This is a genomic window from Mesorhizobium sp. M0910 (assembly GCF_040319465.1).
GTDB lineage: Bacteria > Pseudomonadota > Alphaproteobacteria > Rhizobiales > Rhizobiaceae > Mesorhizobium.
Genome location: NZ_JAMYNZ010000001.1, coordinates 552371 through 578052 on the forward strand (window position 1 = coordinate 552371; position 25682 = coordinate 578052).

At 63.7% G+C, this 25682-nt stretch carries 24 protein-coding genes and 1 tRNA gene; 18 read left to right on the top strand and 7 right to left on the bottom strand.

Going from position 1 to position 25682, the window contains the following annotated elements; all coding sequences use genetic code 11:
• The first annotated feature begins 91 nt into the window (after positions 1 to 91).
• Positions 92 to 1144, top strand: a complete 1053-nt coding sequence (locus NKH78_RS02695) for a threonine aldolase family protein (RefSeq protein ID WP_352737000.1) — start codon at positions 92 to 94, stop codon at positions 1142 to 1144.
• A 90-nt stretch (positions 1145 to 1234) separates the two neighbouring features.
• Here NKH78_RS02695 and NKH78_RS02700 read toward each other — a convergent pair whose 3' ends face one another.
• A complete protein-coding gene (locus NKH78_RS02700) occupies positions 1235 to 1699 on the bottom strand; it encodes an Hsp20 family protein (RefSeq protein ID WP_352478207.1) in 465 nt (154 codons plus the stop codon).
• Positions 1700 to 2168: 469 nt separating this feature from the next.
• Between NKH78_RS02700 and NKH78_RS02705 the strand changes: the two genes are divergently transcribed.
• Both NKH78_RS02705 and NKH78_RS02710 read left to right on the top strand, forming a co-directional pair.
• A complete protein-coding gene (locus NKH78_RS02705) occupies positions 2169 to 3143 on the top strand; it encodes an alpha/beta fold hydrolase (protein WP_352506346.1) in 975 nt (324 codons plus the stop codon).
• Positions 3144 to 3280: 137 nt separating this feature from the next.
• Positions 3281 to 3739: a styrene oxide isomerase gene (locus NKH78_RS02710; protein ID WP_352506347.1), complete on the top strand. Its 459-nt coding sequence runs from the start codon at positions 3281 to 3283 to the stop codon at positions 3737 to 3739.
• Between the two features lie 147 nt (positions 3740 to 3886).
• Here the strand turns inward: NKH78_RS02710 and hisN are convergent, their stop codons facing one another.
• Both hisN and NKH78_RS02720 read right to left on the bottom strand, forming a co-directional pair.
• Positions 3887 to 4660 (bottom strand): histidinol-phosphatase, encoded by a 774-nt coding sequence (gene hisN / locus NKH78_RS02715; protein ID WP_352506348.1) that lies wholly within the window; start codon positions 4658 to 4660, stop codon positions 3887 to 3889.
• Positions 4661 to 4988: 328 nt separating this feature from the next.
• Complete coding sequence (locus NKH78_RS02720) at positions 4989 to 5930, bottom strand: N-formylglutamate amidohydrolase (protein WP_254816915.1); 942 nt, start codon at positions 5928 to 5930, stop codon at positions 4989 to 4991.
• Positions 5931 to 6083: 153 nt separating this feature from the next.
• Here NKH78_RS02720 and cpdR point away from each other — a divergent pair, with 153 nt between their 5' ends.
• Together cpdR and NKH78_RS02730 are read left to right on the top strand one after the other, a co-directional pair.
• Positions 6084 to 6446: a cell cycle two-component system response regulator CpdR gene (gene cpdR, locus NKH78_RS02725; RefSeq protein WP_006199474.1), complete on the top strand. Its 363-nt coding sequence runs from the start codon at positions 6084 to 6086 to the stop codon at positions 6444 to 6446.
• 104 nt (positions 6447 to 6550) lie between these two features.
• Positions 6551 to 6625, top strand: a tRNA-Val gene (locus NKH78_RS02730).
• 66 nt (positions 6626 to 6691) lie between these two features.
• Here NKH78_RS02730 and fcl read toward each other — a convergent pair.
• A complete protein-coding gene (gene fcl / locus NKH78_RS02735) occupies positions 6692 to 7654 on the bottom strand; it encodes a GDP-L-fucose synthase (protein ID WP_352506349.1) in 963 nt (320 codons plus the stop codon).
• A 162-nt stretch (positions 7655 to 7816) separates the two neighbouring features.
• On the bottom strand, positions 7817 to 8971 hold the full coding sequence (locus tag NKH78_RS02740) for a dihydrodipicolinate synthase family protein (protein ID WP_352506350.1): 1155 nt from the start codon (positions 8969 to 8971) through the stop codon (positions 7817 to 7819).
• 243 nt (positions 8972 to 9214) lie between these two features.
• On the opposite strand from NKH78_RS02740, the gene NKH78_RS02745 reads away from it, so the two are divergent.
• The 13 genes from NKH78_RS02745 to NKH78_RS02805 all read left to right on the top strand — a co-directional run bounded on the left by NKH78_RS02745 (position 9215) and on the right by NKH78_RS02805 (position 23896).
• Positions 9215 to 10270, top strand: coding sequence for a LacI family DNA-binding transcriptional regulator (locus tag NKH78_RS02745; protein WP_352702768.1), 1056 nt, complete (start codon positions 9215 to 9217; stop codon positions 10268 to 10270).
• Positions 10267 to 11283 carry a Gfo/Idh/MocA family protein gene (locus tag NKH78_RS02750; protein WP_352881802.1) on the top strand — a complete coding sequence of 339 codons (1017 nt, stop codon included), beginning with the start codon at positions 10267 to 10269 and terminating at the stop codon, positions 11281 to 11283. The genes NKH78_RS02745 and NKH78_RS02750 overlap by 4 nt, the downstream gene beginning before the upstream one ends.
• A complete protein-coding gene (locus NKH78_RS02755) occupies positions 11280 to 12881 on the top strand; it encodes an acyl CoA:acetate/3-ketoacid CoA transferase (protein ID WP_352881805.1) in 1602 nt (533 codons plus the stop codon). The genes NKH78_RS02750 and NKH78_RS02755 overlap by 4 nt, the downstream gene beginning before the upstream one ends.
• The gene (locus NKH78_RS02760; RefSeq protein WP_352881808.1) at positions 12874 to 13650 is read left to right on the top strand and encodes an enoyl-CoA hydratase/isomerase family protein; all 777 of its coding nucleotides are present in this window, start codon (positions 12874 to 12876) and stop codon (positions 13648 to 13650) included. The genes NKH78_RS02755 and NKH78_RS02760 overlap by 8 nt, the downstream gene beginning before the upstream one ends.
• A 15-nt stretch (positions 13651 to 13665) precedes the next feature.
• Complete coding sequence (locus NKH78_RS02765; RefSeq protein ID WP_352881811.1) at positions 13666 to 15177, top strand: aldehyde dehydrogenase family protein; 1512 nt, start codon at positions 13666 to 13668, stop codon at positions 15175 to 15177.
• Positions 15178 to 15237: 60 nt separating this feature from the next.
• Positions 15238 to 16491 (top strand): ABC transporter substrate-binding protein, encoded by a 1254-nt coding sequence (locus NKH78_RS02770; RefSeq protein ID WP_352881814.1) that lies wholly within the window; start codon positions 15238 to 15240, stop codon positions 16489 to 16491.
• 143 nt (positions 16492 to 16634) lie between these two features.
• Positions 16635 to 17594 carry a carbohydrate ABC transporter permease gene (locus tag NKH78_RS02775; protein ID WP_352881817.1) on the top strand — a complete coding sequence of 320 codons (960 nt, stop codon included), beginning with the start codon at positions 16635 to 16637 and terminating at the stop codon, positions 17592 to 17594.
• Positions 17591 to 18535, top strand: a complete 945-nt coding sequence (locus NKH78_RS02780; RefSeq protein ID WP_352737004.1) for a carbohydrate ABC transporter permease — start codon at positions 17591 to 17593, stop codon at positions 18533 to 18535. The genes NKH78_RS02775 and NKH78_RS02780 overlap by 4 nt, the downstream gene beginning before the upstream one ends.
• 4 nt (positions 18536 to 18539) lie before the next feature.
• Positions 18540 to 19655 (top strand): ABC transporter ATP-binding protein, encoded by a 1116-nt coding sequence (locus NKH78_RS02785; protein WP_352478183.1) that lies wholly within the window; start codon positions 18540 to 18542, stop codon positions 19653 to 19655.
• A gap of 5 nt (positions 19656 to 19660) precedes the next feature.
• Positions 19661 to 21175 (top strand): GMC oxidoreductase, encoded by a 1515-nt coding sequence (locus NKH78_RS02790; RefSeq protein WP_352881821.1) that lies wholly within the window; start codon positions 19661 to 19663, stop codon positions 21173 to 21175.
• The gene (locus NKH78_RS02795; RefSeq protein ID WP_352737006.1) at positions 21172 to 21933 is read left to right on the top strand and encodes a 3-ketoacyl-ACP reductase; all 762 of its coding nucleotides are present in this window, start codon (positions 21172 to 21174) and stop codon (positions 21931 to 21933) included. Before NKH78_RS02790 ends, NKH78_RS02795 begins: the two co-directional genes overlap by 4 nt.
• Before the next feature lie 12 nt (positions 21934 to 21945).
• Positions 21946 to 23574 carry a GMC family oxidoreductase gene (locus tag NKH78_RS02800; RefSeq protein WP_352737007.1) on the top strand — a complete coding sequence of 543 codons (1629 nt, stop codon included), beginning with the start codon at positions 21946 to 21948 and terminating at the stop codon, positions 23572 to 23574.
• Positions 23575 to 23584: 10 nt separating this feature from the next.
• Entirely contained in the window at positions 23585 to 23896 is a 312-nt protein-coding gene (locus tag NKH78_RS02805; protein ID WP_352737008.1) for a Dabb family protein, read from the top strand.
• Here NKH78_RS02805 and NKH78_RS02810 read toward each other — a convergent pair whose 3' ends face one another.
• Positions 23897 to 24742, bottom strand: coding sequence for an EamA family transporter (locus tag NKH78_RS02810; RefSeq protein ID WP_023675361.1), 846 nt, complete (start codon positions 24740 to 24742; stop codon positions 23897 to 23899).
• A gap of 7 nt (positions 24743 to 24749) precedes the next feature.
• Positions 24750 to 25664 carry an endonuclease/exonuclease/phosphatase family protein gene (locus tag NKH78_RS02815; RefSeq protein WP_352737009.1) on the bottom strand — a complete coding sequence of 305 codons (915 nt, stop codon included), beginning with the start codon at positions 25662 to 25664 and terminating at the stop codon, positions 24750 to 24752.
• Between the last annotated feature and the right edge of the window lie 18 nt (positions 25665 to 25682).

Here is a 25682-nt window from a genome sequence, read left to right on the forward strand (position 1 = left end):
CTGGCTTTAGCGGATTTTCGGTATCTGCCCCTTGCGGCCGGCATGCGAAAGCGGCCAAGCTCGCACCGATTTCCCCAACATAGGCAGACGCATGATTTTCGCTTCCGACAATTGGGCAGGCGCCCATCCCCGTATCGCTGCCGGCCTCTCGGCCCATGCCGAGGGCTTCTCCACCGCTTATGGCGACGGCGTCCTCGACAAGGCAGTTTACCAGCGCTTCAATGAGATCTTCGAATGCGAAGTCGCGGTGTTTTTCGTCGCCACCGGCACCGCTGCCAATTCGCTGTCGCTGACTACCTATAACAAGCCAGGCGGCATTTCCTTCTGCCATCGCGAATCGCACGTCATCGAGGACGAATGCGGTGCACCGGAATATTTCACCGGCGGTTCGCGGCTTTATACAGTCGAAGGCGCGCTCGGCAAGATCGATGCCGGCAATCTGGAACGGGCGGTGGACCGTTTCGCACCCGAAAACGTCCATTCCGGGCGGCCGGTTGCCGTTTCGATCACTCAGTCGACCGAGGTCGGAACCGTCTACACGCTGAACGAAATCGCCAGGATTTCGGCGATCGCAAAGCAGCATGGACTGCCGCTGCACATGGACGGGGCCCGCTTTGCCAATGCGCTCGTCGCGCTGGAAACGACGCCGGCCGAAATGACCTGGAAGCACGGTATCGACATCCTCTCCTTCGGCGGCACCAAGAATGGCTGTTGGTGCGCCGAGGCGATCGTGCTGTTCGACCTCGAGCGAGCCAAGGAATTGGCCTTTTTGCGCAAGCGCGCGGCCCAGCTGTTCTCGAAATCGCGTTTCATCGCCGCGCAATTCGATGCTTATTTCAGGGGTGGGCTATGGCTCGATACGGCACGGCACGCCAATGCGATGGCGGCACGGCTTGCCGCGGCGATAGAAGATTCCCCTTCCGCCCGGCTGGCCTGGCTGCCGCAGGCGAACGAGGTCTTCGCGGTCATGAAAAAGGCCGAGGCCGAAAGCATGCAAGCGGCAGGCGCGGCCTTCCATGACTGGCACAGGCCGCTCGGCTACGACGGCCACATCGGCGAGGACGAAGCGCTCTACCGCTTCGTCACCAGCTTCGCGACCACGCCCGACGAGGTCGACCGTTTCCGCTACCTGCTCGCCGGATAGCAAGCCTTACCCAGCAAAAAGAGCGGCGCATTGCTGCACCGCCCTTTCTTCCCGGGGAGTTGGCGTCCCCGGAGAACGTAGCTGCCTGGCTTAGGCGGCAGTCTTGGCCTCGATCTGCTTGGCCTTGGCCGGAGCCGAGGTGATCGCGATCTTGCGCGGCTTCAGCTCTTCGGGGATGTTGCGCTTGAGGTCGACGGAGAGCAGCCCGTTCTTCAGCGCGGCGCCGACAACCTCGACGTGATCGGCAAGCTGGAAGCGGCGCTCGAAGGCTCGGCTGGCGATACCGCGATAGAGCAGTTCGGAGCCTTCGCCATTGCCTTCCTCCTTGCGCTCACCCTTGACGGTCAGCACATTGCGGTGAGCTTCGATCGAAATCTCATCTTCCGAGAAGCCGGCCACAGCCATCGAGATGCGATAGGCATCCTCGCCCGTGCGCTCGATGTTGTAAGGCGGATACGTCTGGCCTTCTGGCTGCGCAAGCGAATCGAGCATGGTGAACAACCGGTCGAAACCGACGGTCGAACGGTAGAGCGGGGAAAAATCAACGTGACGCATGATGTGTTCTCCTGTTGAGCAACAAGGTTGCGTATGGCCGGTGCGAAACCCGTAGCAGCGTTTCGGATGGGCCAGCGGCCCCGACATTGGCGACCGCATGACAAATTTGGGAAGCGGACGACGGCATTTCAAGATTTCCCGCGTCCAAACGGGACCGGTCGCGGCCGACGTCCCGATGCCGATGAACGGCAGATGAACCGTGGCTTCGGCGAGCGTTCAGCCAGGCGGCATTAAAACTGTTCTCGAGATAACGAACAGGTCGCGAAAAAGGCGACACGACGAGGCCGAACCGGGTGCAACGTCCCTTCCTCCCGGGTCGACAGAGGCCGGAAGTACGCCCAAGGCTGCTTCCGGCCTTATTTCTTCGCTGCCTGTCGACCTCCCCGGCATCCCGAATTCCTTTGCTTTTGGCGCATGGGCGTTTATGCCTGACTTGCGCCCGTCGGCACCGACACCAGCCAAACACCGTATGACCGATCTTTTCCACCAGACCCCCGTCTTCCACGAAACTCCGGACAATCCGCTGCCGGAAAACGCAGCCGGTGGCTTCTTCACCACGCGCGACGGCAAGAAGATCCGCTATGGGCTGTTTGCCGCTGTTGCCCGCCCCATGAAGGGCACCGTGGTCGTCCTGACCGGCCGCAACGAGTGCATCGAGAAGTATTTCGAGACCATTCGCAACCTTGCCGACCGGGGCTTTGGCGTGGCAACCCTCGACTGGCGCGGTCAGGGCGCTTCCGACCGGATGATCGGCGACCGACAGCGCGGCCACGTCCAGAGCTTCTTCGACTATACCGGTGATCTGGAGCAGTTCTTCGAAGAGATCGTGCTGCCCGATTGCCGAGGGCCCTACTACATACTGGCCCATTCGGCTGGCGCGGTGATTGCGCTGCTTGCCGCGCCCTCAATGGCGAACCGCGTGCGCCGCATGGTGCTGATCGCACCGTTCTTCACAGTGCCCGACCTGCCGGTTTCGGTAAAAACCGTTCGCCGCATCTGTTCGCTGTTCTGCCTTCTCGGCCTCGGCCGGCTCTATGCCGCATGGGGGCCGCGGCCGAAGGAATCGGTGGCCTTCGCCATGAACAAGCTGACCAGCGACCCGGCGCGCTATCGACGCAATACGCTGATCTACGAAACCTATCCGCAGCTGGCGCTCGGCGGACCGACGATCCGCTGGCTGAAGGCGGCCACGGAGGCATCCTTGATCGTCAGCGACCCGGATTTCATGGCCAAGATCCAGGTGCCCTTGCTGATGATCGCCGCCGGCGCCGACCAAGTCGTCTCGACCAGGGCAGTCGAAGCCTATGCGAGACGTCTGCGCGTCGGCTCGCTAGTGATGATCGACGGCGCCCGCCATGAGATCCTCCAGGAAGCCGACCTCTATCGCGAGCAGTTGCTTGCGGCATTCGATGCCTTCATCCCCGGAACCGGCGACGCTGTTTGACCGCTTCGCGGCGCCCGCCGACAAGGCCCGCACGGGTCGCTTGTCCGGCGCAGCGTGCCCCCTCATTCCCGTTCAGGCATCGAGCGCTAGCTTGCTGCCAAAGAGGTTGGAGGCCATTCGCCGGGAGAAAAACGACCATGAACGCATCGAACACGCTGTTACGTCAGGGGCATCGGCTACTGCAGATTGGCGTCGCGCTGCTGCTGTTTTCGTCATTCGAAGGGTTTGCAATACCGTATCTCGCCGCACCGCGGCTCGGACTGTCCGCGCACACGCTCAGCGCCCTGGAGGGCGTTCTCTTGCTGGCGCTGGGCCTCACATGGTCTAGGCTCAATCTCGGCGCGGCGACGTCGCGGATTGCATTCTGGCTGCTGATCTATTCGGCTTTGGCGATCCTGGCCGCCTACGTGATCGCCAGCGCCTGGGCGGCCGGCAACGAGACTATGCCGTTAGCGGCCGGAGCCTTCCACGGAAGTGCCCTTCAGGAAGCAGTGATCAAAGGTGTGGCGTATTCGTCCGCGCCGACCGGCCTCATCTCTTTCGTGCTCATTTTGTGGGGCCTGCGTCTCTCGGACGCTTGGCCTGCCGATAGCTAATGCATGTCGCGCAAAAGTGCGCAGCGGTTGTGCGATAACGACATACAAAAATGCGAGCGCGCCCCATTCAAACGCGACGCACTTTGGAACTGTACCGCGGTTTCCGTCGGATTTGCGCAAAACCAGACGCGTGGGTGCACCGGATGCCTAGCCGCGCAGCGCCGCCATCGCCGCCGCGTGCAGTTCCGGTGTCGCCGCCGCCAGGATGTCGCCGCCGTTTTCCGCCGGCCCGCCTTCGAAGGTGGTGACAACGCCGCCTGCCTTCTCGATGATCGGGATCAGCGCGACGATGTCGTAAGGTTTCAATCCGGGATCGGCAACGATATCGACGCTGCCCGCCGCCACCATGGCGAAGGCATAGCAGTCGGTGCCGTAACGGGCGAGTTGGACCTGTTGCTCGAACAGGTCGTAGCGCAGGCGCGCGTCTCCCTTGAACAGCGCCGGCGTGGTGGTGAACAGCGTCGCCTCGGCGAGATTCGTCGTCTTGCGCGTTGCGAGTCTTCGGGGGCCACCGGGACCTTCATAATGCGAGCCGGAGGCATTGGCGTAGAACAGCTCGCCGGTGAAGGGCTGCGACATCATGCCGGCGACGGCATCGCCGTCGACCGTCAGCCCGACCAGTGTTCCCCACACCGGCAGGCCGGAAATGAAGGCGCGCGTTCCATCGATCGGATCGATCACCCAGACATGCCGGCTGGAGATGTTTTCGCTGCCATGCTCCTCGCCGAGGATGCCGTGATCGGGGTATTGCGCGTTGATCAGCGCGCGGATCGCCCGCTCGGCCTCGCGGTCGGCCTCGGTGACGGGGTCGAAGCTGCCGCGCTCCTTGTTGGTGACCGCGCCCTGATTGCGGAAGCGCGGCAAGGTCTCCGCTGCGGCGGCATGCGCAACGCGCCGCATGAACTCGATGCTGACGTCCAACTGATTCTCCCGCTCCAGCATGTTTGAGATGCCCGTTAGCCCACGGTTTTATGCCGAAACAAGGGCGTTCGGAGCCTTTCGCTGGACGCTAACTGTTGCTCGAATGCAACGCAATCATCGTGGAAATGCAATTTCCACTTCACAGTGAATTAAAAAAGCCGGAACGCGCCTTGACATTTGTGCAGCGCACAATACGTTTGTTCTCGGACAGGGGTTCCCTGTCCATGCCCTCCTTGGGCGTTTCCTCCCTAGACTTCGACCGTGTCGTGCAAACGATGCGGTCTTTTTTTATGCCGCCGCATGAGCGGCGAGTGCCGCGATTCCGCGGCTATTCGGCGGCCAGCGGCAGATCCATGAAATTGTGATCGGGCATCGCCATCAGTTCGGCTGAAAACCGCGCCAGATCGTCCGCCAGGGCGTCGAAACCAGATGATCTCTGGAACGTCCGCTCATTCATGTAGAGCCCGCGATTGACCTCGATCTGCAGCGCATGCAGATGGCGCACTGGGCGGCCATAGTGCTCGGTGATGAAGCCTCCGGCATAGGGCTTGTTGTGGGCGACGCTGTAGCCCATGCCGGTGAGCAGGCCGATCGCGGTCTCGGTCAACGCCGCCGCGGCGGAAATGCCAAAGCGGTCGCCGACGATGAAATCCGGCCGCAATCCGCTGTCGCCGACCCTTATGCTTGCCGGCATCGAGTGGCAGTCAATCAGCACGGCATAGCCGAAGCGCGCATGGGTTCTGGTCAAGAGCCGTTTCAGCGTCTCGTGATAGGGCTTGTAGACCGCTTCGATGCGCGCCACGGCCTCCGCCAGCGGCAAGCGGCCGGAATAGATGTCGAGCCCCTCGCCTACAAGCTTGGGCACGGTGCCGAGTCCGCCGGCCACCCGCGCTGAGCGGATGTTGCAGAATGACGGCACCGGTTCGGCGAACATGCGCGGGTCGAGTTCCCACGGCTCCCGGTTGACGTCGAGATAGGCACGCGGGAAGTTTGCCGCCAGCATCGGCGCCCCTAGCGCGACGGCACCGCCGAACAATTCCTCGACATAGCAGTCCTCGGAGCGACGGATCGCGTTGCGGTCCAGCTTGGCCATCGCCATGAACCGGTCCGGATAGTAGCGGCCGCTATGCGGCGAGTTGAAGAGGAAGGGAACGCGCTGTTCGGCGCCCGATCGGATTTCGAAGGGTGGAACGACCGAAAAATCCTCGGCTGCCGTTTTCAATTTGAACGAACCCGGGAATACCAATGCATCATGATAGGAAAGTGCCACCTCGCCGCCCGCATGTCCAGCCGCCGAAGCGTCAGCCAAATCAGGATTGTGCGCCCAACGTTCACTTGATGTTTACCGTCACCTCCTCATATACAGCATGGTTAACGGGCTTGCCGCACGGCATTGTCGGTTGGGTGATTCGGACGGGACAAGATGGCACGCATTCTGCTGGCGGAAGACGACGACGACATGCGCCGGTTCCTCGTCAAGGCGCTGGAGCGCGCCGGTTATCAGGTCAGCGATTTCGACAATGGCGCCAGTGCCTATGAGCGGCTGCGCGAGGAGCCTTTTTCGCTGCTTTTGACCGACATCGTCATGCCCGAGATGGATGGCATCGAGCTCGCCCGCCGCGCTACCGAGATCGATCCCGACCTCAAGGTGATGTTCATCACCGGCTTCGCCGCGGTCGCCCTGAACCCTGACTCCAAGGCGCCGAAAGACGCCAAGGTGCTATCGAAGCCGTTCCACCTGCGCGACCTCGTCAACGAAGTCGAAAAGATGCTGCAGGCCGCCTGACGCGCTTTTTGTCGCGTCTTGACCAACGCCGCAAGCCAGCCATTCTTTCGCTTTTCCCGCTATTGACGTGCCGAACCAAAAATGGTGTATGCGCGGCTTCGGATGGGCGTGTAGCTCAGCGGGAGAGCACTGCATTGACATTGCAGGGGTCACAGGTTCAATCCCTGTCACGCCCACCATCCAGACAATCCCTCGATTGGCCGTTGGTATTTTTCGTCGACTGACGTTCCCGGCCTATACCAGCCTCAGGCCGCGCCGAGGCGGAGATCACCGGTCTCGACGTGCTCCAGAAACCACGCATAGGTCTGTTCCAATCCGCTGCGCAGCGAGTAGCGCGGGCGCCAGCCGGTGGCGAACAGACGCGACACGTCCATCAGCTTGCGCGGCGTGCCGTCCGGCTTCGTCGCATCGAACGTTATCGCAGCATCGGCGCCGGCGACCGACACGATGGTGCGGGCAAGATCGGCAATGGTGATGTCTTCCCCAGAGCCGACATTGATGTGGCTGTCGCCCGAATAATTCTTCAGCAGCCAGACCAGCGCGTCGGCGGCGTCGTCGACATGCAGGAATTCACGCATCGGCGTGCCTGATCCCCACACCTCCAGGCTCTTGCGGCCGGCGCGCCTGGCCTCGTGCGCCTTGCGCATCAGAGCGGGCACGACATGGCTGGAATTGAGGTCGAAATTGTCGCCCGGACCGTAGAGATTGGTCGGCATCGCCGAGATGTAGTCGACGCCGTGCTGGCGCCGATAAGCCTGACACAGTTTCAGCCCGGCGATCTTGGCGATCGCATACCATTCGTTGGTGGGCTCGAGCGGCCCGGTCAGCAAGGCGTCCTCGGAGATCGGCTGCGCCGCGAATTTGGGATAGATGCAGGATGAACCGAGAAACATCAGCTTCTGCACCTCGTTGCGGAAGGCGCTGTCGATGACATTGTTCTGCATGACGAGATTGTCCTGCAGAAAATCGACCGGAAGCCTGTTGTTGGCCAGGATACCGCCAACCTTGGCCGCCGCCATCACCACTGCATCCGGCTTGCGGTCGGCCATCCAGCGCCGCACGCCGGCCTGGTCGAGAAGATCGAGCTCGGCGCGCGAGGCGGTCAGGATCTCGCAATCCTCGTCGGCCAATCGGCGCAGGATGGCCGAGCCGACCATGCCGCGATGTCCGGCCACGAAAACGCGCTTGCCCTGAAGGTCGAAGGTCATCAGCTTACCCCAATGCAGAACGGCAGCTATGCCAGTTGGCCGGCGGAGCGCCGGATCGGCTTCTCTGTTGCCGGACGCATACCGCATACAGATTTGCCCAGACAAGGCAAATCGCAAAGCCACCCGAAGCAACCTTTGGATCGGACGCCGTAGCGCTGGCGATCAGACGCCCGCTACCGCGCAGAGGCTTGTCATTCTGGCAATGGCAAGCGCGGGGTCGGCCAGCAACCCTGCCTGGTCGGCAAGGCGAAAGACATCGGAATAGTGGCGGATGCCGCGCGCCGATTGCATGCCGCCGATCATCGAAAAATGCTCCTGGTGGCCGTTCAGCCATGCCATGAAGACGATGCCGGCCTTGTAATATTCGGTCGGCGCCTCGAAGATTTTGCGCGACAGCGGCACTGTCGGGGCCATCAGCGCGTCGTAGCCGGCGCGGTCGCCGTCGGCCAGCTTTGCCAGCGCTGCATTGGCGACCGGCGCGATCGCATCGAAAATGCCGAGCAGCGCGTGCGAATGTCTGTCGCCGTTGCCGGCGATCAGCTCGGGGTAATTGAAGTCGTCGCCGGTGAACATCACCACGCCCTCGGGCAGCCGGTCCCTGAGCGCGATCTCCTTGCCGGCATCGAGCATCGATATCTTTATGCCCTCGACCGTGCCGGCGTGGCGTTCGATGATGGCGATCACCGTCTCGAGCGCAGTTTCGAAATCGCTGCTGCCCCAGTAGCCTTTCAGCGCCGGATCGAACACGTCGCCCAGCCAGTGCAGGATAACCTTGCCGGATGCCTGGGACAGGATGCGGTCGTAGACGCTGGCATAATCGTCGGGGCCTTTGGCGATCGCCGCAAGCGCGCGGCTGGCCATCATGATCACCTTGCCGCCAAGCCCTTCGATGAACCCGAACTGCTCCTCATAGGCCGCGATGACATCGTCGAGCGTGCTCGCCGCCCCCGGCGTCAGATGGTCGGTGCCTGCGCCTGACGCGAGAGTGGCGCCCTCGACGCTCCGCGCCTCGGCGATCGAGCGGCGGATCAATTCCCTGGCATTCACCCAGTCGAAGCCCATTCCGCGCTGCGAGGTATCCATCGCTTCGGCGACACGGAAGCCGAGCCGCCAGAGGTGATGGCGAAACGCCATCGTCTTGTCCCAGTCGACCGCGGGCCTCGACCATGGATTGGTCATGGCGAAAGGGTCGGCGACGACATGGGCCGCGGCGTAGGCGATACGCGAGAACCGCGCGCTGGCCACAGGCTGCACCGGCTGGCCGATAAGCCGGTAGAGGACGCGGCCGCCGCCTTCCCCGGGCAAGGTGATGTCCATGGCTCTCTCCTTCCCAGCGCCTATTAAATGGAACGTTCCAATAAATCAAGAGACTTTGCCGCCCTGCCTCGCGCAACCCAAATTGCTGCATCGCAGCAGGTGAAGCCGTATTTAGTAGACGATTGCACCCACTGAGCCGCACTTTTCTCGGGTTCGCAAAAACACGATTGACTCAAATGCCTCGCAGAGATTAGATCGTTCCAATAGAAATCGCATAAGAAACCTCCGGGAGGACAGATCTGGATGGCCAGCCGGGCCAAGGCAACGATACTCGACATCGCCCGTGAGGCGGGCGTGTCCAAATCGACGGTATCGCTGGTGTTGCAAGGCAGCCGGCTGATCCGGCCTGAGACCGCGCTCAAAGTGCGCAAGGCGATCGAGGATGTCGGCTATGTCTACAACCGCGGCGCCGCCAATCTGCGCAAGGCCCATTCCAACGTCATCGGCATGGTCATCAACGATCTTACCAATCCCTTTTTCGCCGAGATGGCGGTCGGCATGGAGCGCGTCTTCCAGTCGGCCGGCATCGTGCCTTTCATCGCCAACACGGCGGAGAGCCCGGTGCGCCAGGAAGAGGTTCTGAAATCGCTGATGGAGCAGGGTGTCGCCGGGCTCGTCGTGTCGCCGGCGCGCGGCACCACGCCTGGCGCGTTCCGCCGCCTTGAGACCGCAGGCGTTCCGGTCGTTTTCGTCATGCGCCGCCTCCCCGAAAGCCGCATCCCGGTGATCACGCCCGACAATCATCGCGGCGCCTATCTTGCCACCGCCCATCTGATCGGCAAGGGCCACCGCCGGCTGGCCTTCTTCGGCGGCTCGTCCGACCTTGTCGTCTATCACGAGCGGCTGGGCGGCTTTCGCGAGGCCTGTGAAGCGCTCGGCATCGCACCAGCCGACAGGCTGGTCTTCGAGGGCGAAACCAGCCGCAAGGGCGGCATTGCCTGCCTGGAAACCGCGCTCGCCATGGCCGCGCCGCCGACCGCGGCCCTTTGCTTCAACGATGCGGTCGCCTTCGGCGTCTTGCTGGCGCTGCGCAAGCGCGGCCTTGAGCCCGGCGCGGACTTTGCCGTCGTCGGCTTCGACGACGTCGCCGAGGCCGAGCACTACATGCCGGCGCTGACCAGCGTCGCGGTGAACACCGCCGGCCTCGGCGAGCGCGCCGCCCATGTCGTGCTGAAGATGATCCAATCGCGCACCACGCGCGCCGAGGATCATATCGGCGCCGTCAACCTCGTGGTCAGGGAAAGCTGCGGTCCCGATCGCAAGGAGCATGGCTGCGCAGGAATGGGAGACGCGGCATGACCGTCAGTTGGGGGCTGATCGGCGCCAGCACGATCGCAAGACAGTTCATGATCGGCGCCATCCGCGCGCAGCCGGACGGCGAGATCGCCGCAGTGATGAGCTCCAGCCCGGAGCGGGCTACCGCCTATGCTCGGGAAAACCGCATTCCGGCGGCGGTCTCGACGCTTGATGAATTGCTCGGCTCCGACATCGACGCCGTCTACATCTCGACCACCAACGAATTGCATCTCGAACAGGCACTCGCCGCCATTGAGGCGGGAAAGCATGTGCTTTGCGAAAAGCCGCTGGCGCTGACCAGCGCCGACGCCCGCAAGATGGTCGCAGCGGCCAGGGCCGCCGGCGTCGTGCTCGGCACCAATCACCATCTGCGCAATGCGGGCTCGCATCGGGCGATGCGCGAAGCGATCGCTGCCGGCCGCATCGGCAGACCGATCGCCGCGCGCGTCTTCCACTCCGTCTATCTGCCGGAAAACCTGCAGGGCTGGCGCATCACCAGGCCGGACGCCGGCGGCGGCGTGGTGCTCGACATCACCGTCCACGATGCCGACACGCTGCGCTTCGTGCTCGGCGACGATCCCGTCGAGATCTCGGCGTTCACGCAATCGGCTGGCATGGCCGCCTGCGGGCAGGAAGACGGCGCCATGTGCCTCTGGCGCTTCGCATCGGGCGTCATCGCCCAGTCGCATGAGGGCTTCACCACCAGATTCGCCGGCACCGGCTTCGAGGTGCATGGCAGCGAAGGCTCGCTGATCGCCAGGGATGTGATGACGCAGAAGCCGGTCGGCTCGGTGTTGCTGCGCACGGCACAGGGCGAGGAGGAATTGAGCTTCGACCGCGAAGATCTCTATGCCCGTTCGCTGCGCCAATTCCACGCGGCGATCCGTGGCGAGGGCCAGCCTTCCGCCACCGGCGAAGACGGCGTCTGGTCGCTGACATCAGCCGAAGCGGCATTGCAGTCGGCCAGGTCCGGCAAGGCCGTTGCCCTCGACCCGAAGCTCGGGAGTGCTGGATGAGCAAGCTCGTTTCCGCGGCTGAGGCTGCCGGCCTGATCAGGGATGGCGTGGTCGTTTCCGTGTCGTCGTCGAGCGGCCTCGGCTGCCCGGATGCGGTGCTTGCCGTGATCGGCGAGCGCTTCGACGCCGAAGGCCATCCCAAGGACATCACGACGCTGCACCCGATCGCCGCCGGCGATATGTACGGCATCAAGGGCATCGATCATTTAGCCAAGCCCGGCCTGTTGAAGCGCACTTTGTGCGGCTCCTATCCATCCGGGCCGTCATCTGCCGAACCGCCGCAGATCTGGAAGATGATCGGCGACAATTCGGTCGCTGCTTACAACGTGCCGTCCGGCATCCTGTTCGACATGCATCGCGAAGCCGCCGCCAAGCGTCCCGGCGTGCTGACCAAGGTCGGGCTCGACACCTTTGCCGACCCGCGCCACCAGGGCTGCGCCATGAATGCGGCCGCCAGCGAGCCGATCGTTTCGGTGCAGCAGTTCGATGGCGAGGAGTGGCTCTATTTCCGCTCGATCGTGCCGCAGGTGGCGATCATCCGCGCCACCACCGCCGATGAGCGCGGCAACCTCACCTATGAGCATGAAGGTGCTTATCTCGGCGGCCTTGAACAGGCGCTGGCCGCCCGCAACAATGGCGGCATCGTCATCGCGCAGGTCAAGCGCGTCGTCGAGAACGGCACGCTGAAGCCACACGACGTGCGCGTGCCTGGCGTGCTGGTCGATCATATCGTCCTGGCGCCCGACCAGTTGCAGACGACGCTGACGCCCTACGATCCGGCCATCTCCGGCGAGATCTTCCGGCCGCTGTCGAGCTTCCGCAACGCCGAGATGAACGTCCAGAAGGTCATCGCCCGCCGCGTCGCCATGGAGCTTGCCGACGGCATGGCGGTCAATATCGGCTTCGGCATCTCGGCCAATGTGCCGCGCATCCTTATCGAGGAAGGCCAGCACGGCAAGGTCACCTGGGTCATCGAACAGGGCGCGGTTGGCGGCGTGCCGCTGCTCGACTTCAAGTTCGGCTGCTCGTCGAACGCCGACGCCTTCATGCCCTCGCCGCACCAGTTCATCTACTTCCAGGCCGGCGGCTTCGACGCCTCGCTGCTGTCCTTCCTGCAGATCGACCGCCACGGCTCTGTCAATGTCTCGAAGCTTTCGGCGCGGCCCCACGTCACCGCCGGCGCCGGCGGCTTCGTCGACATCACCGCGCGAGCGAAGAAGATCGTCTTTTCCGGTTTCTTCAACGCCGGCGCCAAGCTGTCGCTTGCCGATGGCGGCATCCGCATCGACCAGGAGGGCAAGGTCAAGAAAGTCGTCGGCGAAGTCGAGCATATCTCCTTCTCGGGCAAGCGTGCCGTCGCGCAGGGGCAGGACATCACCTATGTCACCGAGCGCTGCGTGATGAAGCTGACGCCGGCGGGGCTGATGGTGACCGAGTTGGCGCCGGGGATCGACCTCGAGCGCGATGTGCTGGCGCAGGCCGAGATCCCGCTCGCCGTCGCCAACGACCTGAAAATCACACCGGATGCGCTCTACCGGGACCGGCCGATCGGCCTGTCGCTCAATGGCGGCGCGTCGTTTGGAGGCGCACATGGCTGAGCGTCTGGTAACCTTTGAAACCGACGGCGCCATAGGCATTGTCACGCTGCGCCGGCCGGAGAAATTCAACGCGCTCGATATTCCGATGCTGCGGGGGTTGGAAGCAGCGCTCGACGAAGCCGAGGCGGCGCAGATCGTCCGCGTCGTGCTGATCTGCGGCGAAGGCAAAGGCTTTTGCGCCGGCGGCGATGTCGAGGCTTGGGCAGAAATGAGCGCCGCCGATTTCCAGGTGCAATGGGTGCGCTACGGCCACCGCGTCTTTGATCGGCTGGCGCGGCTGCGGCAGCCGACGATCGCCGTGCTTGCCGGCCATGCGCTGGGCGGCGGGCTGGAACTGGCGGCGGCTGCAGACTTCCGCATGGCGGAAACACAGGTGAAGCTGGGGTTCCCCGAAACCTCGATCGGCGTCGTTCCCGGTTGGTCCGGCACCCAGCGCGCCGTGCGCCGCTTCGGTGCGCAGGCGGTGCGGCGGATGGCGCTCGGCGGCGAGGTGTTTCTGGCGACCGAGGCTCTTGCTCTGGGGATTGTCGACCGGGTGGTCGAGACCGGTAAGGCGTTCGCCGAAGCCAAGGCGTGGGCCGGCAAGATCGCCGAGCGCGGCCCGCTCGCGACCGAAGCCGCCAAGCTGATGATTGCCATTGCGGAGGGCGAAGAGAGTGCTGCCGCGACCGAAGCGCTGGCCAGCGGCTTCATCGCGCTGACAAGCGATCTCAGGACCGGCGTCGAGGCTTTCAGCGCCAAGCAGAAACCGGCGTTCTCAAGATCTTAGGAACGTGAAACTCACATGAACGCACCTCTCAACATCGCCATGCCCGCCGAGGCAGCCGCTGCGCCGAAAAGCTACCGGCTGCTGATCGACGGCAAGTTCGTCGACGCTCGGGACGGCCGCACGCTGGAGCGCAGCAGCCCCGGCCACGGCTTCACCGTCTCGCGCTATGCACAGGCCGGCGCGGCGGACGTGGAGGCTGCGGTACAGGCCGCGCACAGGGCCTTCGAGACCGGCCCGTGGCCGCGCATGAAGGCCGCCGAGCGCGCCGCGATCCTACTCAAGGCTGCTGACCTGATCGAGGCGCGGCTGGACGAGATTGCCCGGCTCGACGCGCTGGAATCCGGCAAGCCGATTGCCCAGGCGCGCGGCGAGATCGGCGGCGCCGTCGATATCTGGCGCTATGCCGCGGCACTTGCCCGCACGCTTCACGGCGAAAGCTACGCCAATCTCGGCGACGCCATGCTCGGCGTCGTGCTGCGCGAACCGATCGGCGTCGTCTCCATCATCACGCCGTGGAATTTCCCGTTCCTTATCGTCAGCCAGAAACTGCCCTTCGCGCTCGCCGCCGGCTGCACCGCGGTGGTCAAGCCGAGCGAGATGACCTCGGCCTCGACTTTCGTGCTCGGCGAGATCCTGATGCAGGCCGGCCTGCCGGATGGCGTCGTCAACATCCTTGCCGGTCTGGGCGCCGATGTCGGCGCACCGATGGTCAGCCATCCGCTGGTCGAGATGGTGTCGTTCACCGGCTCGACCCGCGTCGGCAGGATGACCATGGCGTCTGCCGCCAACTCGCTGAAGAAAGTCTCGATGGAGCTCGGCGGCAAGAACGGCCAGATCGTCTTTCCCGATGCCGACCTCGATGCCGCCGCCGACGCGGCGGTATTCGGCGGCTTCTTCAACGCCGGCGAATGCTGCAATGCCGGCAGCCGGCTAATCGTCCATGAGGCGATCGCCGATGAGTTCCTCGGCGCCGTCAAAGCCCTCACCGCCAAGGTGGTTGTTGGCGACCCGCTCGACGACCGCACCATGGTGGGCGCGATGATCTCCGCCGACCACGTGGCCAAGGTCACCGGCTACGTGACGGCAGCGGAAAACGACGGTGGCCGGATCTATTGCGGCGGCAAACAGCTTGCTGCGAGCGCCGGCCAGTATCTTGATCCAACCATCGTTCGCGACGTCACCGAAGACATGGCCATTGCGCGCGAGGAAGTGTTCGGGCCGGTGCTCTCGGTGCTGACTTTTGAATCGATTGAAAGGGCGTTGCGCATCGCCAACAACACGCCCTATGGTCTGTCGGCGGGCGTGTGGAGCGCCAGCATCGATACCTGCATGTCGGTGGCGCGGAATGTGCGTTCGGGAACCGTTTGGGTTAACACGTTCATGGAGGGTTATCCCGAACTGCCTTTCGGCGGCTACAAGCAGTCCGGTCTCGGACGCGAACTCGGCAAGCGCGCCGTCGAGGATTATACCGAGGAAAAGACAATCCAGTTTCATCGCGGCCAGCGCACCGGATGGTGGGTCGGCTGAGTTGGGAAGAACCCGGTGGCCATCCGCCGGTCGTTGTAAGTTCAACAAGGGAGGAAGTACATGTTGCGCAAACTGCTTATCGGGACGGCTCTCGCAGCGGGCGTTGCGTTCGCGGCCCATGCCGAGGACGTCAAGGAAGTCCAGATGCTGCATTGGTGGACGTCGGGCGGCGAAGCTGCCGCTCTGAACGTGCTCAAGCAGGATCTGGCCAAGGAAGGCTTTGCCTGGAAGGACGTGCCGGTGGCCGGCGGTGGCGGCGACGCCGCCATGACCGCGCTGAAGGCGATGGTGGCGGCCGGCAACTACCCGACCGCCTCGCAGATGCTTGGCTATACCGTGCTCGACTACGCCGCGGCCGGCGTCATGGGCGACCTGACCGAGACGGCGATAAAGGAAGGCTGGGACAAGTCCGTTCCCGCCGCCCTGCAGAAATTCTCCGTCTATGACGGCAAGTGGGTCGCGGCTCCGGTCAACGTCCACTCGGTCAACTGGCTGTGGATCAACAAGGCGGTGATGGACAAGATCGGCGGCACCGAGCCCAAGACCTTCGACGACTTCATCGCGCTGCTCGACAAAGCCAAGGCGGCGGGCGTCATCCCGCTCGCACTGGGCGGCCAGAACTGGCAGGAAGCGACAATGTTCGACTCGGTTGTGCTGTCGACCGGCGGGCCTGAGTTCTACAAGAAGGCCTTCAACGACCTCGACGAGGAATCCCTGAAGTCCGACACGATGAAGAAGTCGTTCGACAACCTCGCCAAGCTCGTCACCTATGTCGACCCGAACTTCTCGGGCCGCGACTGGAACCTCGCCACCGCCATGGTCATCAAGGGAGATGCCTTGGTGCAGGTGATGGGCGACTGGGCCAAGGGCGAATTCAACGCCGCCAAGAAGGTCCCGGGCACCGACTTTCTCTGCTATCGCTTCCCGGGCACCGACGGCAGCGTGATCTACAACTCCGACATGTTCGGCATGTTCAACGTTCCGGAGGACCGCAAGGCCGCCCAGATAGCGCTCGCCACCGCCACGCTGTCGAAGAGCTTCCAGTCGGCCTTCAACGTCGTCAAGGGCTCGGTTCCGGCCCGCACCGACGTGCCGGACACCGATTTCGACGCTTGCGGCAAGAAGGGCATGGCCGACCTGAAGGCCGCCAATGAAGGCGGCACGCTGTTCGGTTCGCTGGCGCAGGGCTATGGCGCGCCGCCGGCGGTTGCCAACGCCTACAAGGATGTCGTCTCGAAGTTCGTGCACGGCCAGATCAAGACCTCGGACGAGGCCGTGACCCAACTGGTCAGCGCGATCGAAGACGCCAAGTAAGCGCCCGTCGATGTGAATGATCTCCCCGGCGCAAGCCGGGGAGAGTCCTCTGCGGTGGGGTTTGCGGTTGCGCCGACCGGCACGCTTTCGTGCCGCAGAGGCCGCGACAGCAGAATTCCGGACCCGCCATACGGAACGGACAGATGAGCACAGTTGCTGAAACCAGTATCACGCTGACGCCGGAGCACGATGCCCGTCCGGGCGCCACGGTGCGCTCGCGCCTTCAGGACGCGCTGCCGAAGCTCGTGCTGGCGCCGAGCTTTGCCGCCACCGTTGTCTTCGTCTACGGCTTCATCCTGTGGACGATCTATCTGTCCTTCACCAATTCCAAGACCTTTCCCTCCTACGCCATCACCGGGCCACGCGCCTATCAGCGGCTGTGGCGCTGGACTTTCGAAAGCGATCCGCCGTCCTCCTGGTACACCTCGATCACCAATATGGGGATTTTCGGCTTCCTCTATATTTCCATCTGCCTGGCGCTCGGCCTGTTCCTGGCGATCCTGCTTGACCAGAAGATCCGCGGCGAAGGCATGTTGCGGCCGATCTACCTCTACCCGATGGCTTTGTCGTTCATCGTCACCGGCGTTGCCTGGAAATGGTTTCTCGACCCCGGCCTCGGCCTCGAGCAGACGCTGCACCAATGGGGCTGGACGAGCTTCCATTTCGACTGGATCAAGAACAAGGATTTCGTCATCTACACGGTGGTCATCGCCGGCGTCTGGCAGGCGTCGGGCTTCATCATGGCGATGTTCCTGGCCGGCCTGCGCGGCATCGACGGCGAGATCCTGAAGGCGGCGCAGATCGACGGCGCCACCACGTTCCAGCTTTACCGCCGCATCGTCATCCCGCTGCTGCGGCCGATCTTCCTGTCCGCCTTGATCGTGCTCGCGCATCTCGCCATCAAGTCTTACGATCTGGTCGTCGCGCTGACCAGCGGCGGGCCGGGCGGCTCGGCCTGGCTGCCGTCGAATTTCATGTATGAGTACACCTTCAAGCGCAACGAAATGGCCGTCGGCTCGGCCAGCGCCGTGATCATGCTGATGACTATCACCGCGATCATCGTTCCCTATCTCTATTCCGAGCTTCGGGAGAAGCCGCGATGAGCGCCATAGCCACTCCTGCTCGCCAGAGCACAGGCGGTATCAGCGCCAGGACGGTCAACCGTATCGTCATCTACGGGCTGCTGGCGCTGTTTGCGCTATTCTATCTGATGCCGCTGTTCGTCATGCTGGTGACCTCGTTCAAGACCATGGACGAGATCCAGAACGGCAACATGCTGGCGCTGCCGCAGGCGCCGACCTTCGCACCCTGGATAAGGGCGTGGAGCGAAGTCTGCTCGGGCCTCACCTGCGTCGGCATGAAGGGCTATTTCTGGAACTCGATCAAGATGGTGGTTCCGGCCGTCATCATCTCGACCCTGCTCGGCGCGCTCAACGGCTATGTGCTGACGAAGTGGCGCTTTCGCGGGGCGACGCTGGTGTTCGGGCTGATGCTGTTTGCCTGCTTCATCCCGTTCCAGTCCGTCCTCTTGCCGATGGCAACGATCCTCGGCAGCCTCGGCCGGTTCGGCGTCAAGCTGCAGAACGCGACTGGCCTCACCTTCGGCTTCGGCAATCCAACCGTGAACCTGGTGTTCGTTCACGTCGTCTACGGCATCGGCTTCACCACCCTGTTCTTCCGCAATTATTACGAAGCGTTTCCGAACGAGCTGGTGAAGGCGGCGCAGATCGACGGCGCCAGCTTCTTCCAGATCTTCCGGCGCATCATGCTGCCCAACTCGCTGCCGATCATCGTGGTGACGGTGATCTACCAGTTCACCAACATCTGGAACGACTTCCTCTTCGCCTCCGCCTATGCCGGCTCAGGCGACGTGATGCCGATGACGGTGGCGCTGAACAACGTCGTTAACACCTCGACCGGCGTCGTCGAATACAACGTCAACATGGCGGCTGCGATGATCGCCGCGCTGCCGACGCTCCTCGTCTATGTGCTCGCCGGCCGCTATTTCGTGCGCGGCCTTATGGCCGGCGCCGTCAAAGGATAATCGCATGGCTTTTCTGGAAATTGACGGGCTGAAGAAGCGTTTCGGAGCGGTCGAGATCCTGAAAGGCATCGACCTCGACCTGGAAAAGGGCGGCTTCCTCGTGCTGGTCGGGCCTTCCGGTTGCGGCAAGTCCACGCTGCTCAACACCATTGCCGGCCTGGAAACCATCACCGAAGGGGAAATCCGCGTCGACGGCCGCACGATCAACGATCTTCACCCCTCCAAGCGCGACATCGCCATGGTGTTCCAGAGCTACGCGCTCTATCCGAACATGACGGTGGCCGGGAATATTGCCTTCGGTATGGAGATGCGCGGCGTGCCGGCCGATGAGCGCCAGAAAGCGATCGACAAGGTGGCAAAGGTCCTGCAGATCGGCCATTTGCTGAAGCGCAAGCCAAGCCAGCTTTCCGGCGGCCAGCGCCAGCGGGTCGCCATGGGTCGGGCGCTGGTGCGCGATCCAAAGCTGTTCCTGTTCGACGAGCCTTTGTCCAATCTCGACGCCAAGCTGCGCGTCGACATGCGCATCGAGATCAAGCGCCTGCACGCCACCACCGGCACCACCATCGTCTACGTCACCCACGACCAGATCGAGGCTATGACGCTGGCCACCAAGATCGCGGTGATGCGCGACGGCGAGGTGCAGCAGTTCGGTACGCCGGCCGAGATCTATAACAATCCGGTCAACCTGTTTGTTGCCGACTTCATGGGCTCGCCGGCGATGAACCTGATCCCGGCGACGATCGGCAGCAACGGATCCGGCTTCTCCGTCGTCATGGAACGCGAGGCGCGCCAGCCGATCTCGCTGCCGCTGGCCAATGCGCCGGCCGGCCTGTCGGCATTCCACGGAAAACCAATCATCTTCGGCGTCCGCCCGGAAGCACTGACCGATCCCGAGGGTGCCGAACGCAACGCCTCGAACATCGCCCGCGCCGACTGTCACATCGAGGTCATCGAGCCGGCCGGCTCGGATACGTTCGCGGTCACCAATCTCGGCGGCAAGGCGGTGGTGGCGCGGCTGCGCGCCGATGCCAACATCCAGCCCGGCACGGTCACGCCGCTCGCCTTCAACCTGACCAAGGCGGTGTTCTTCGATCCGGCGACCGAGAAACGCATCGTCTGACCGCCATGACAAATCCAGACATCGTCATCATCGGCTCCGGCATCGGCGGCGCCACGATCGCCTCCGGCCTTGCCGGCAGTGGCGCCTCGATCCTGATGCTGGAGCGCGGCGAAGCCCTGCCGGCAACCCCGCACGCACGCGACACCCGCGCAATCTTCGTCGATGGCCACTATAGGCCGAAGGAGATGTGGCTCGAGGCCGGCGGAGCACCTTTCAACCCGGGCAATTACTACTATGTCGGCGGCAATTCGAAATTCTACGGCGCGGTGCTGATCCGCTACCGCAGGGAAGACTTTTCGGAAATGGAGCACTATGGCGGCATCTCGCCGGCCTGGCCGTTTTCCTACGAGGAATTCGAACCCTGGTATTCCAGGGCCGAGCAGCTTTTCCGCGTGCGCGGTGCACTCGGCGAAGACCCGACCGAGCCGTTCCACTCGATGCCCTACCCTTTCGGGCCGGTGCCGGACGAGCCGCCGATCGCGCGTGCCCGCGCCGAGCTCAGGAGCCTGGGCCTGCACCCGGCATCGCTGCCGCTCGGCGTCGAGATCGAAGCCTGGCTGAAAGACGGCAGCACGCCGTGGGACGCTTTTCCCAACACCGGCGCCGGCAAGGTCGACGCCCAAACGGGGCCGCTGACCGCCGCCCTTGCCGACCAGAACATCAAGCTCGAGACCGGCGCCCACGTCGAACATCTCGAGGCATCGCCGGATGCGAGGACAATCGCTGCCGTCCATTATCGACAGAACGGTACGCTGAAGAAAGTCGCGCCGAAGTTGGTCATCCTATCGGCCGGCGCAGTCAATTCCGCCGCCATCTTGCTGCGCTCGCCCACCCCTCAGAGCAGAGGCGGTGGCAAAGGCCTGGCCAACCGCTCCGACCAGGTCGGCCGCAACTTCATGAACCACAATTCGAGCGCCATGCTGGCGATCGATCCACGCCGGCGGAACAAATCCGTCTACCAGAAGACGCTGATGCTGAACGATTATTATCTGTCCGACGGCAGGGGCGGCAAGCCGCTCGGCAATGTCCAGCTCCTCGGCAAGATCGACGGCAACATCCTCAAGGCCAATGTCAGGCGCGCGCCCAAATTCGCGCTCGATTTCATGGCCGGCCACGCCGTCGACTGGTATCTGATGTGCGAAGACCTGCCCGATCCCGAGAGCCGCATCATGGTCGACGGCAAGGACATCGTCATGCAGTGGCGGCGCTCCAACATGCAGTCGCTCGACGGACTGACCAAGGTGATGCGCGAGAATTTCCGCGCCTGCGGCTATCCGATCGTGCTGTCGCGGCCGTTTGACAAGCGCACGCCCTCGCATCAGTGCGGCACGGTAAAGATGGGCAACGATCCAGCGACCTCGCCGCTGGATCCGTTCTGCCGCTCCTTCGACCACAGCAATTTGTTTGTCGTCGATGCCGGCTTCCTGCCGAATTCGGCCGCCGTCAATCCGGCGCTGTCGATCGCCGCACAGGCGCTGCGCGTCGCCGACCACATCTGCAAGACGGAGCTTGCAACATGAGCCGCCCGGCAGCCATCGTCACCGGCGGCGCGCGCGGCATCGGCCTTGCTTGCGCCGAGGCGCTGGCCGATGCAGGCTTCGACATCCTCGTCGCCGACCTTGCTGACGAAGCCGCCGACGGGCTCGCCGCCGACATCACCGGGCGCGGCGCGAAATTTGCCTATGCCAGCAGCGACATCGCTGACCTCGACGGCCATGCAGCGCTGATCGATGTCGCGACAAGCGCCTTCGGCCGCATCGACTGCCTGGTCAACAATGCTGGCATCGGCACTGTCCTGCGCGGCGATCTGCTCGAGCTCAAGCCGGAAAATTTCGACCGGGTGCTCGGCATCAATCTGCGCGGCACGGTGTTCCTCAGCCAGGCCGTCGCCAAAGCGATGCTAGGCCTGCCGGGCGATGGTGCGAGATCGATCATCACCGTCACCTCGGTCAGTGCCGCCATGGCCTCGCCGGAACGTTCCGACTACTGCATTTCCAAGGCCGGGCTTTCGATGTGGGTGAAGAACCTGGCGCTGCGGCTTGCCACCGAAAACATCGCCGTGTTCGAGGTGCGGCCGGGCATCATCCGCACCGAGATGACCGCGGGTGTCACCGCCAAATATGACGCGCTGATCGAGAGCGGGCTGGTGCCGGCGATGCGCTGGGGCAAGGGCCAGGATATCGGTGCCGCCGTGGCGGCGCTCGCCGGCGGTAAGCTCGGCTTTTCGACCGGCTCGGTCATCAATGTCGACGGCGCGCTGTCGGTGCCGAGGCTATGAACAGGTGATGCCATGACTGACTTCATAATCGTCGGCGCCGGCCCGGCCGGCTGCGTACTCGCCAACCGGCTGAGCGAAGATCCGTCGCATCAGGTGCTGCTGCTCGAAGCCGGCGGCAAGGACTGGCATCCGCTGATCCACATGCCGGCCGGTTTTGCCAAGATGACCAAGGGCATCGCCGCCTGGGGCTGGTCGACTGTGCCGCAAAAGCACATGAACGACCGCGTCTTCCGATACACGCAGGCCAAGGTGATCGGTGGCGGCTCGTCGATCAACGCCCAGATCTACACGCGCGGCAACGCCCGCGACTACGACGCCTGGGAGAAGGAAGAAGGTCTTGCCGGCTGGGGCTATCGCGACGTGCTGCCCTATTTTAAACGCGCCGAGAACAATCAACGTTATGCCAACGATTTTCACGGGGACCAGGGCCTGCTCGGCGTGTCGAACCCGATCGCGCCGCTGCCGATCTGCGAGGCCTATTTCCGCGCCGGGCAGGAGATGGGCATCCCCTTCAATCCCGACTTCAACGGCGCCAGCCAGGAGGGCGTCGGCTATTACCAATTGACGCAGAAGGACGCAAAACGCTCTTCGGCATCGGTCGCCTATCTCCGGCCGATCCGCGAGCGCAAGAATCTTACCATCAGGACCGGCGTTCTGGTGACGCGCATCGTCGTCGACAAGGGCCGCGCTGTCGGCGTCGAGATCGTCGACAAGCCGGGCGGCCAGCCAACGATCCTGCACGCCGAACGCGAGGTGATCGTCTCGTCCGGCGCCATCGGCTCGCCGAAGCTTCTAATGCAGTCGGGCATCGGCCCGGCCGACCATTTGAAGGCGGTCGGCGTGACGCCTGTGCACGACCTGCCAGGCGTCGGCTCCAATCTGCAGGATCATCTCGACCTGTTCGTCATCGCCGAATGCACCGGCGATCACACTTACGACAACTACGCCAAGCTGCACTGGATGGCGTGGGCCGGCCTTCAGTACCTGCTCCTGAAGAAAGGCCCGGTGGCCTCCAGCCTGTTCGAGACCGGCGGCTTCTGGTACGCCGATCCGACCGCCGCCTCTCCCGATATCCAGCTGCATCTCGGCCTCGGCTCCGGCATCGAGGCCGGCGTCGAGAAGTTGAACAATCCGGGCGTGACACTGAATTCGGCCTTCCTGCGCCCGCGCTCGCGCGGCACGGTGCGGCTGAACAGTGCCGACCCGGCAGACCGCCCGCTGATCGATCCGAACTATTGGTCCGATCCCTATGACCGCGACATGTCGATCAAAGGGCTGAGGCTGGCGCGCGAGATCATGCGGCAGAAAGCGCTGCAGCCCTATGTGCTGCGCGAGGTACTGCCGGGACCCGACCTGCAGAGCGGCGACGAGCTGTTCGACTACGCCTGCCGCAGTTCCAAGACCGACCACCACCCGGTCGGCACCTGCCGCATGGGTTACGATGCGATGAGCGTGGTGACGCCGGAGCTCAGGTTACGTGGCATCGAGGGCCTGCGCGTCTGCGACGCCTCGGTGATGCCGCGCATCCCCTCCTCCAACACCAATGCCCCGACGGTCATGGTTGGTGAAAAGGGCGCCGATCTGATCCTTGATCGCGAGCCGCTGCCGCCGGCAGTGTTTTCCACCAACCGAGCGGCATGAGGGACAAGGAATGATCCGGCACTGTGTTTTCGTCAGAGTCCGCAACGATGTCGCTAACGCCGAGCGGGCGGCGATCCATGCCGAACTCGAAGCGTTGCGGTCGATGATCGACGGTATGGGCAAGGTCGAATTCAGCGCCAACACCAGCCCCGAACCCTTCGCCCGCGGCTTCACGCACGGCTTCACCATCGACTTTCGCGATGCCGCCGCACGCGATGCCTATCTGGAGCATGAAGCGCATCGGCGAGCCGGCGCCCGGCTGGTGGCGGCGCTCGAAGGCGGCACGGACGGGCTGATGGTGTTCGACCTGGAGATCGCGTGATTATCCCATTCTCAGCGCAACCACACCGGCAACGATGCTAAGCACCGCGGCACCCCGCCATGCCGTCATCTTCTCGCCGAGCGCGAACACCGAGATCATCATGGCGAAGAGGATCGATGTTTCGCGCAACGACGCCACCGAGGCGATCGGCGCCTTGGTCATCGCCCACATCACGATCCAGTAGGCGCCGCCGCTGAGCACGCCGGTATAGATTCCTGCCTTCCAGTCGCGGGCCAGCACCGGCAGCGCCTGTGGGCCGCGAAAGACGACGCAAAGCACCAGCGCCCACAGCGCATCGCAGACGAACAGCCAGGCCGCATAGCTCGATGCGGTGGCGGCCAGCCGCGCGCCGCTGCCGTCCGACAGCGTATAGCTGGCGATGAAGATCGATGTGCCCAACGCGAAACCGACAGCGCGCAAGTTCAATTTCTCCAGATGCGCGCCGCCGCGAAACGACAGCACCAGCGTGCCCGCCGACAACAAGAGAATGCCGAGAATGGCGAGCGGCGCCGGCATCTCGGCAACCACCACAACGCCCCCCAAAGCGGCCAGCAAGGGCGCGGTGCCGCGCGCCAGCGGATAGGTCTGGGCGAAATCGCCGGCCTTGTAGGCGCCGATCAGGAACGTCCTGTAGCCCATGTGGAAGACAACCGAGGCGAGGATGTATGGCCACACTTCCGGCTTCGGCACCTCGACGAAGGGCAACGTCACCAGCGCGGCGGCACCCATGCCGAGCGTCATCAGCGTTATCGACAGGAAACGGTCGAGATGGACCTTGACCAGCGCATTCCAGATCGCATGCATGGAAGCGGCGGCGAGCACCGCGAAAAAGACAAACAGGCTCATCGGCGGTTCATCCGCCGCCCGTCCCTATGGCGATAGGCGTCTCCAGGTCGATATCGACCCAGAGCGGAAAATGATCGGAGGCGATTTGGCCGATTTCGGCGCTGACCGAGCGCACGCGCCCCGCAAACATACCGCCGACGAAGCAATGGTCGAGCCGGCGCTTTGCGATCCTGCCGTCGATGGTCTTCACATGGGTGTGAAAGTCCGACGTCGGTTCGCTGGCGACGGCGGCGGCGTCGACAAAACCATCGAGATAGGCGGCACCGCGATGATAGGGCGCGCTGCCGACGATGCAGCGGTACTCGGCGCTATCCGGCTCCATGTTGAAGTCGCCCAACCAGATCGCCGCTACGGGGTTTTCTGGCTCCTGTTCGCCATTGCTCCAGTTGCGCGCCGGCTCGTCGTCGGCGCCGCTCCATGGGCCGCCCTCGGACGGCGCGCGGCGATGCTCGGCCAGCAAATACTCGATCTGCTCCAGCCGCTCCTCGGCCGCGATATGCGCCAGATGCAGCGAAAAGAACCGCACCGGGCCGGCAGGGGTGCGGATCATGCATTCAAGTGCGGCGTTGCGGGTGTTGAGCGGACGCAGCGTGCGCCTGAGCGGCAGCGTGTGCAGCCGCGACCAGACGATCGGCAGCTTCGACAGAACCATGGTGCCGAATTGCCGCCGCCGGTTGACGATGCGGCCGTCACGCCTGTGGCTGGCATCCATGTCGAATGCCGGGCCGTAGACCCAATGGTAGTCGGGCAGCAATCGCGAAAGAAGTTCCGGCTGGTCGTCCTCGTTGCTGCGTAACCAGTGCCGCTCGACTTCCTGCAAGGCGATGATGTCGGCACCGGCGACGACCTTGGCGCAACGCGCCAGATCGTAGCGGCCATCGCCGCCGAAGCCGTACTGGATGTTATAGCTGACCAGCTTCATTGCTTATCCGGCTCAGTT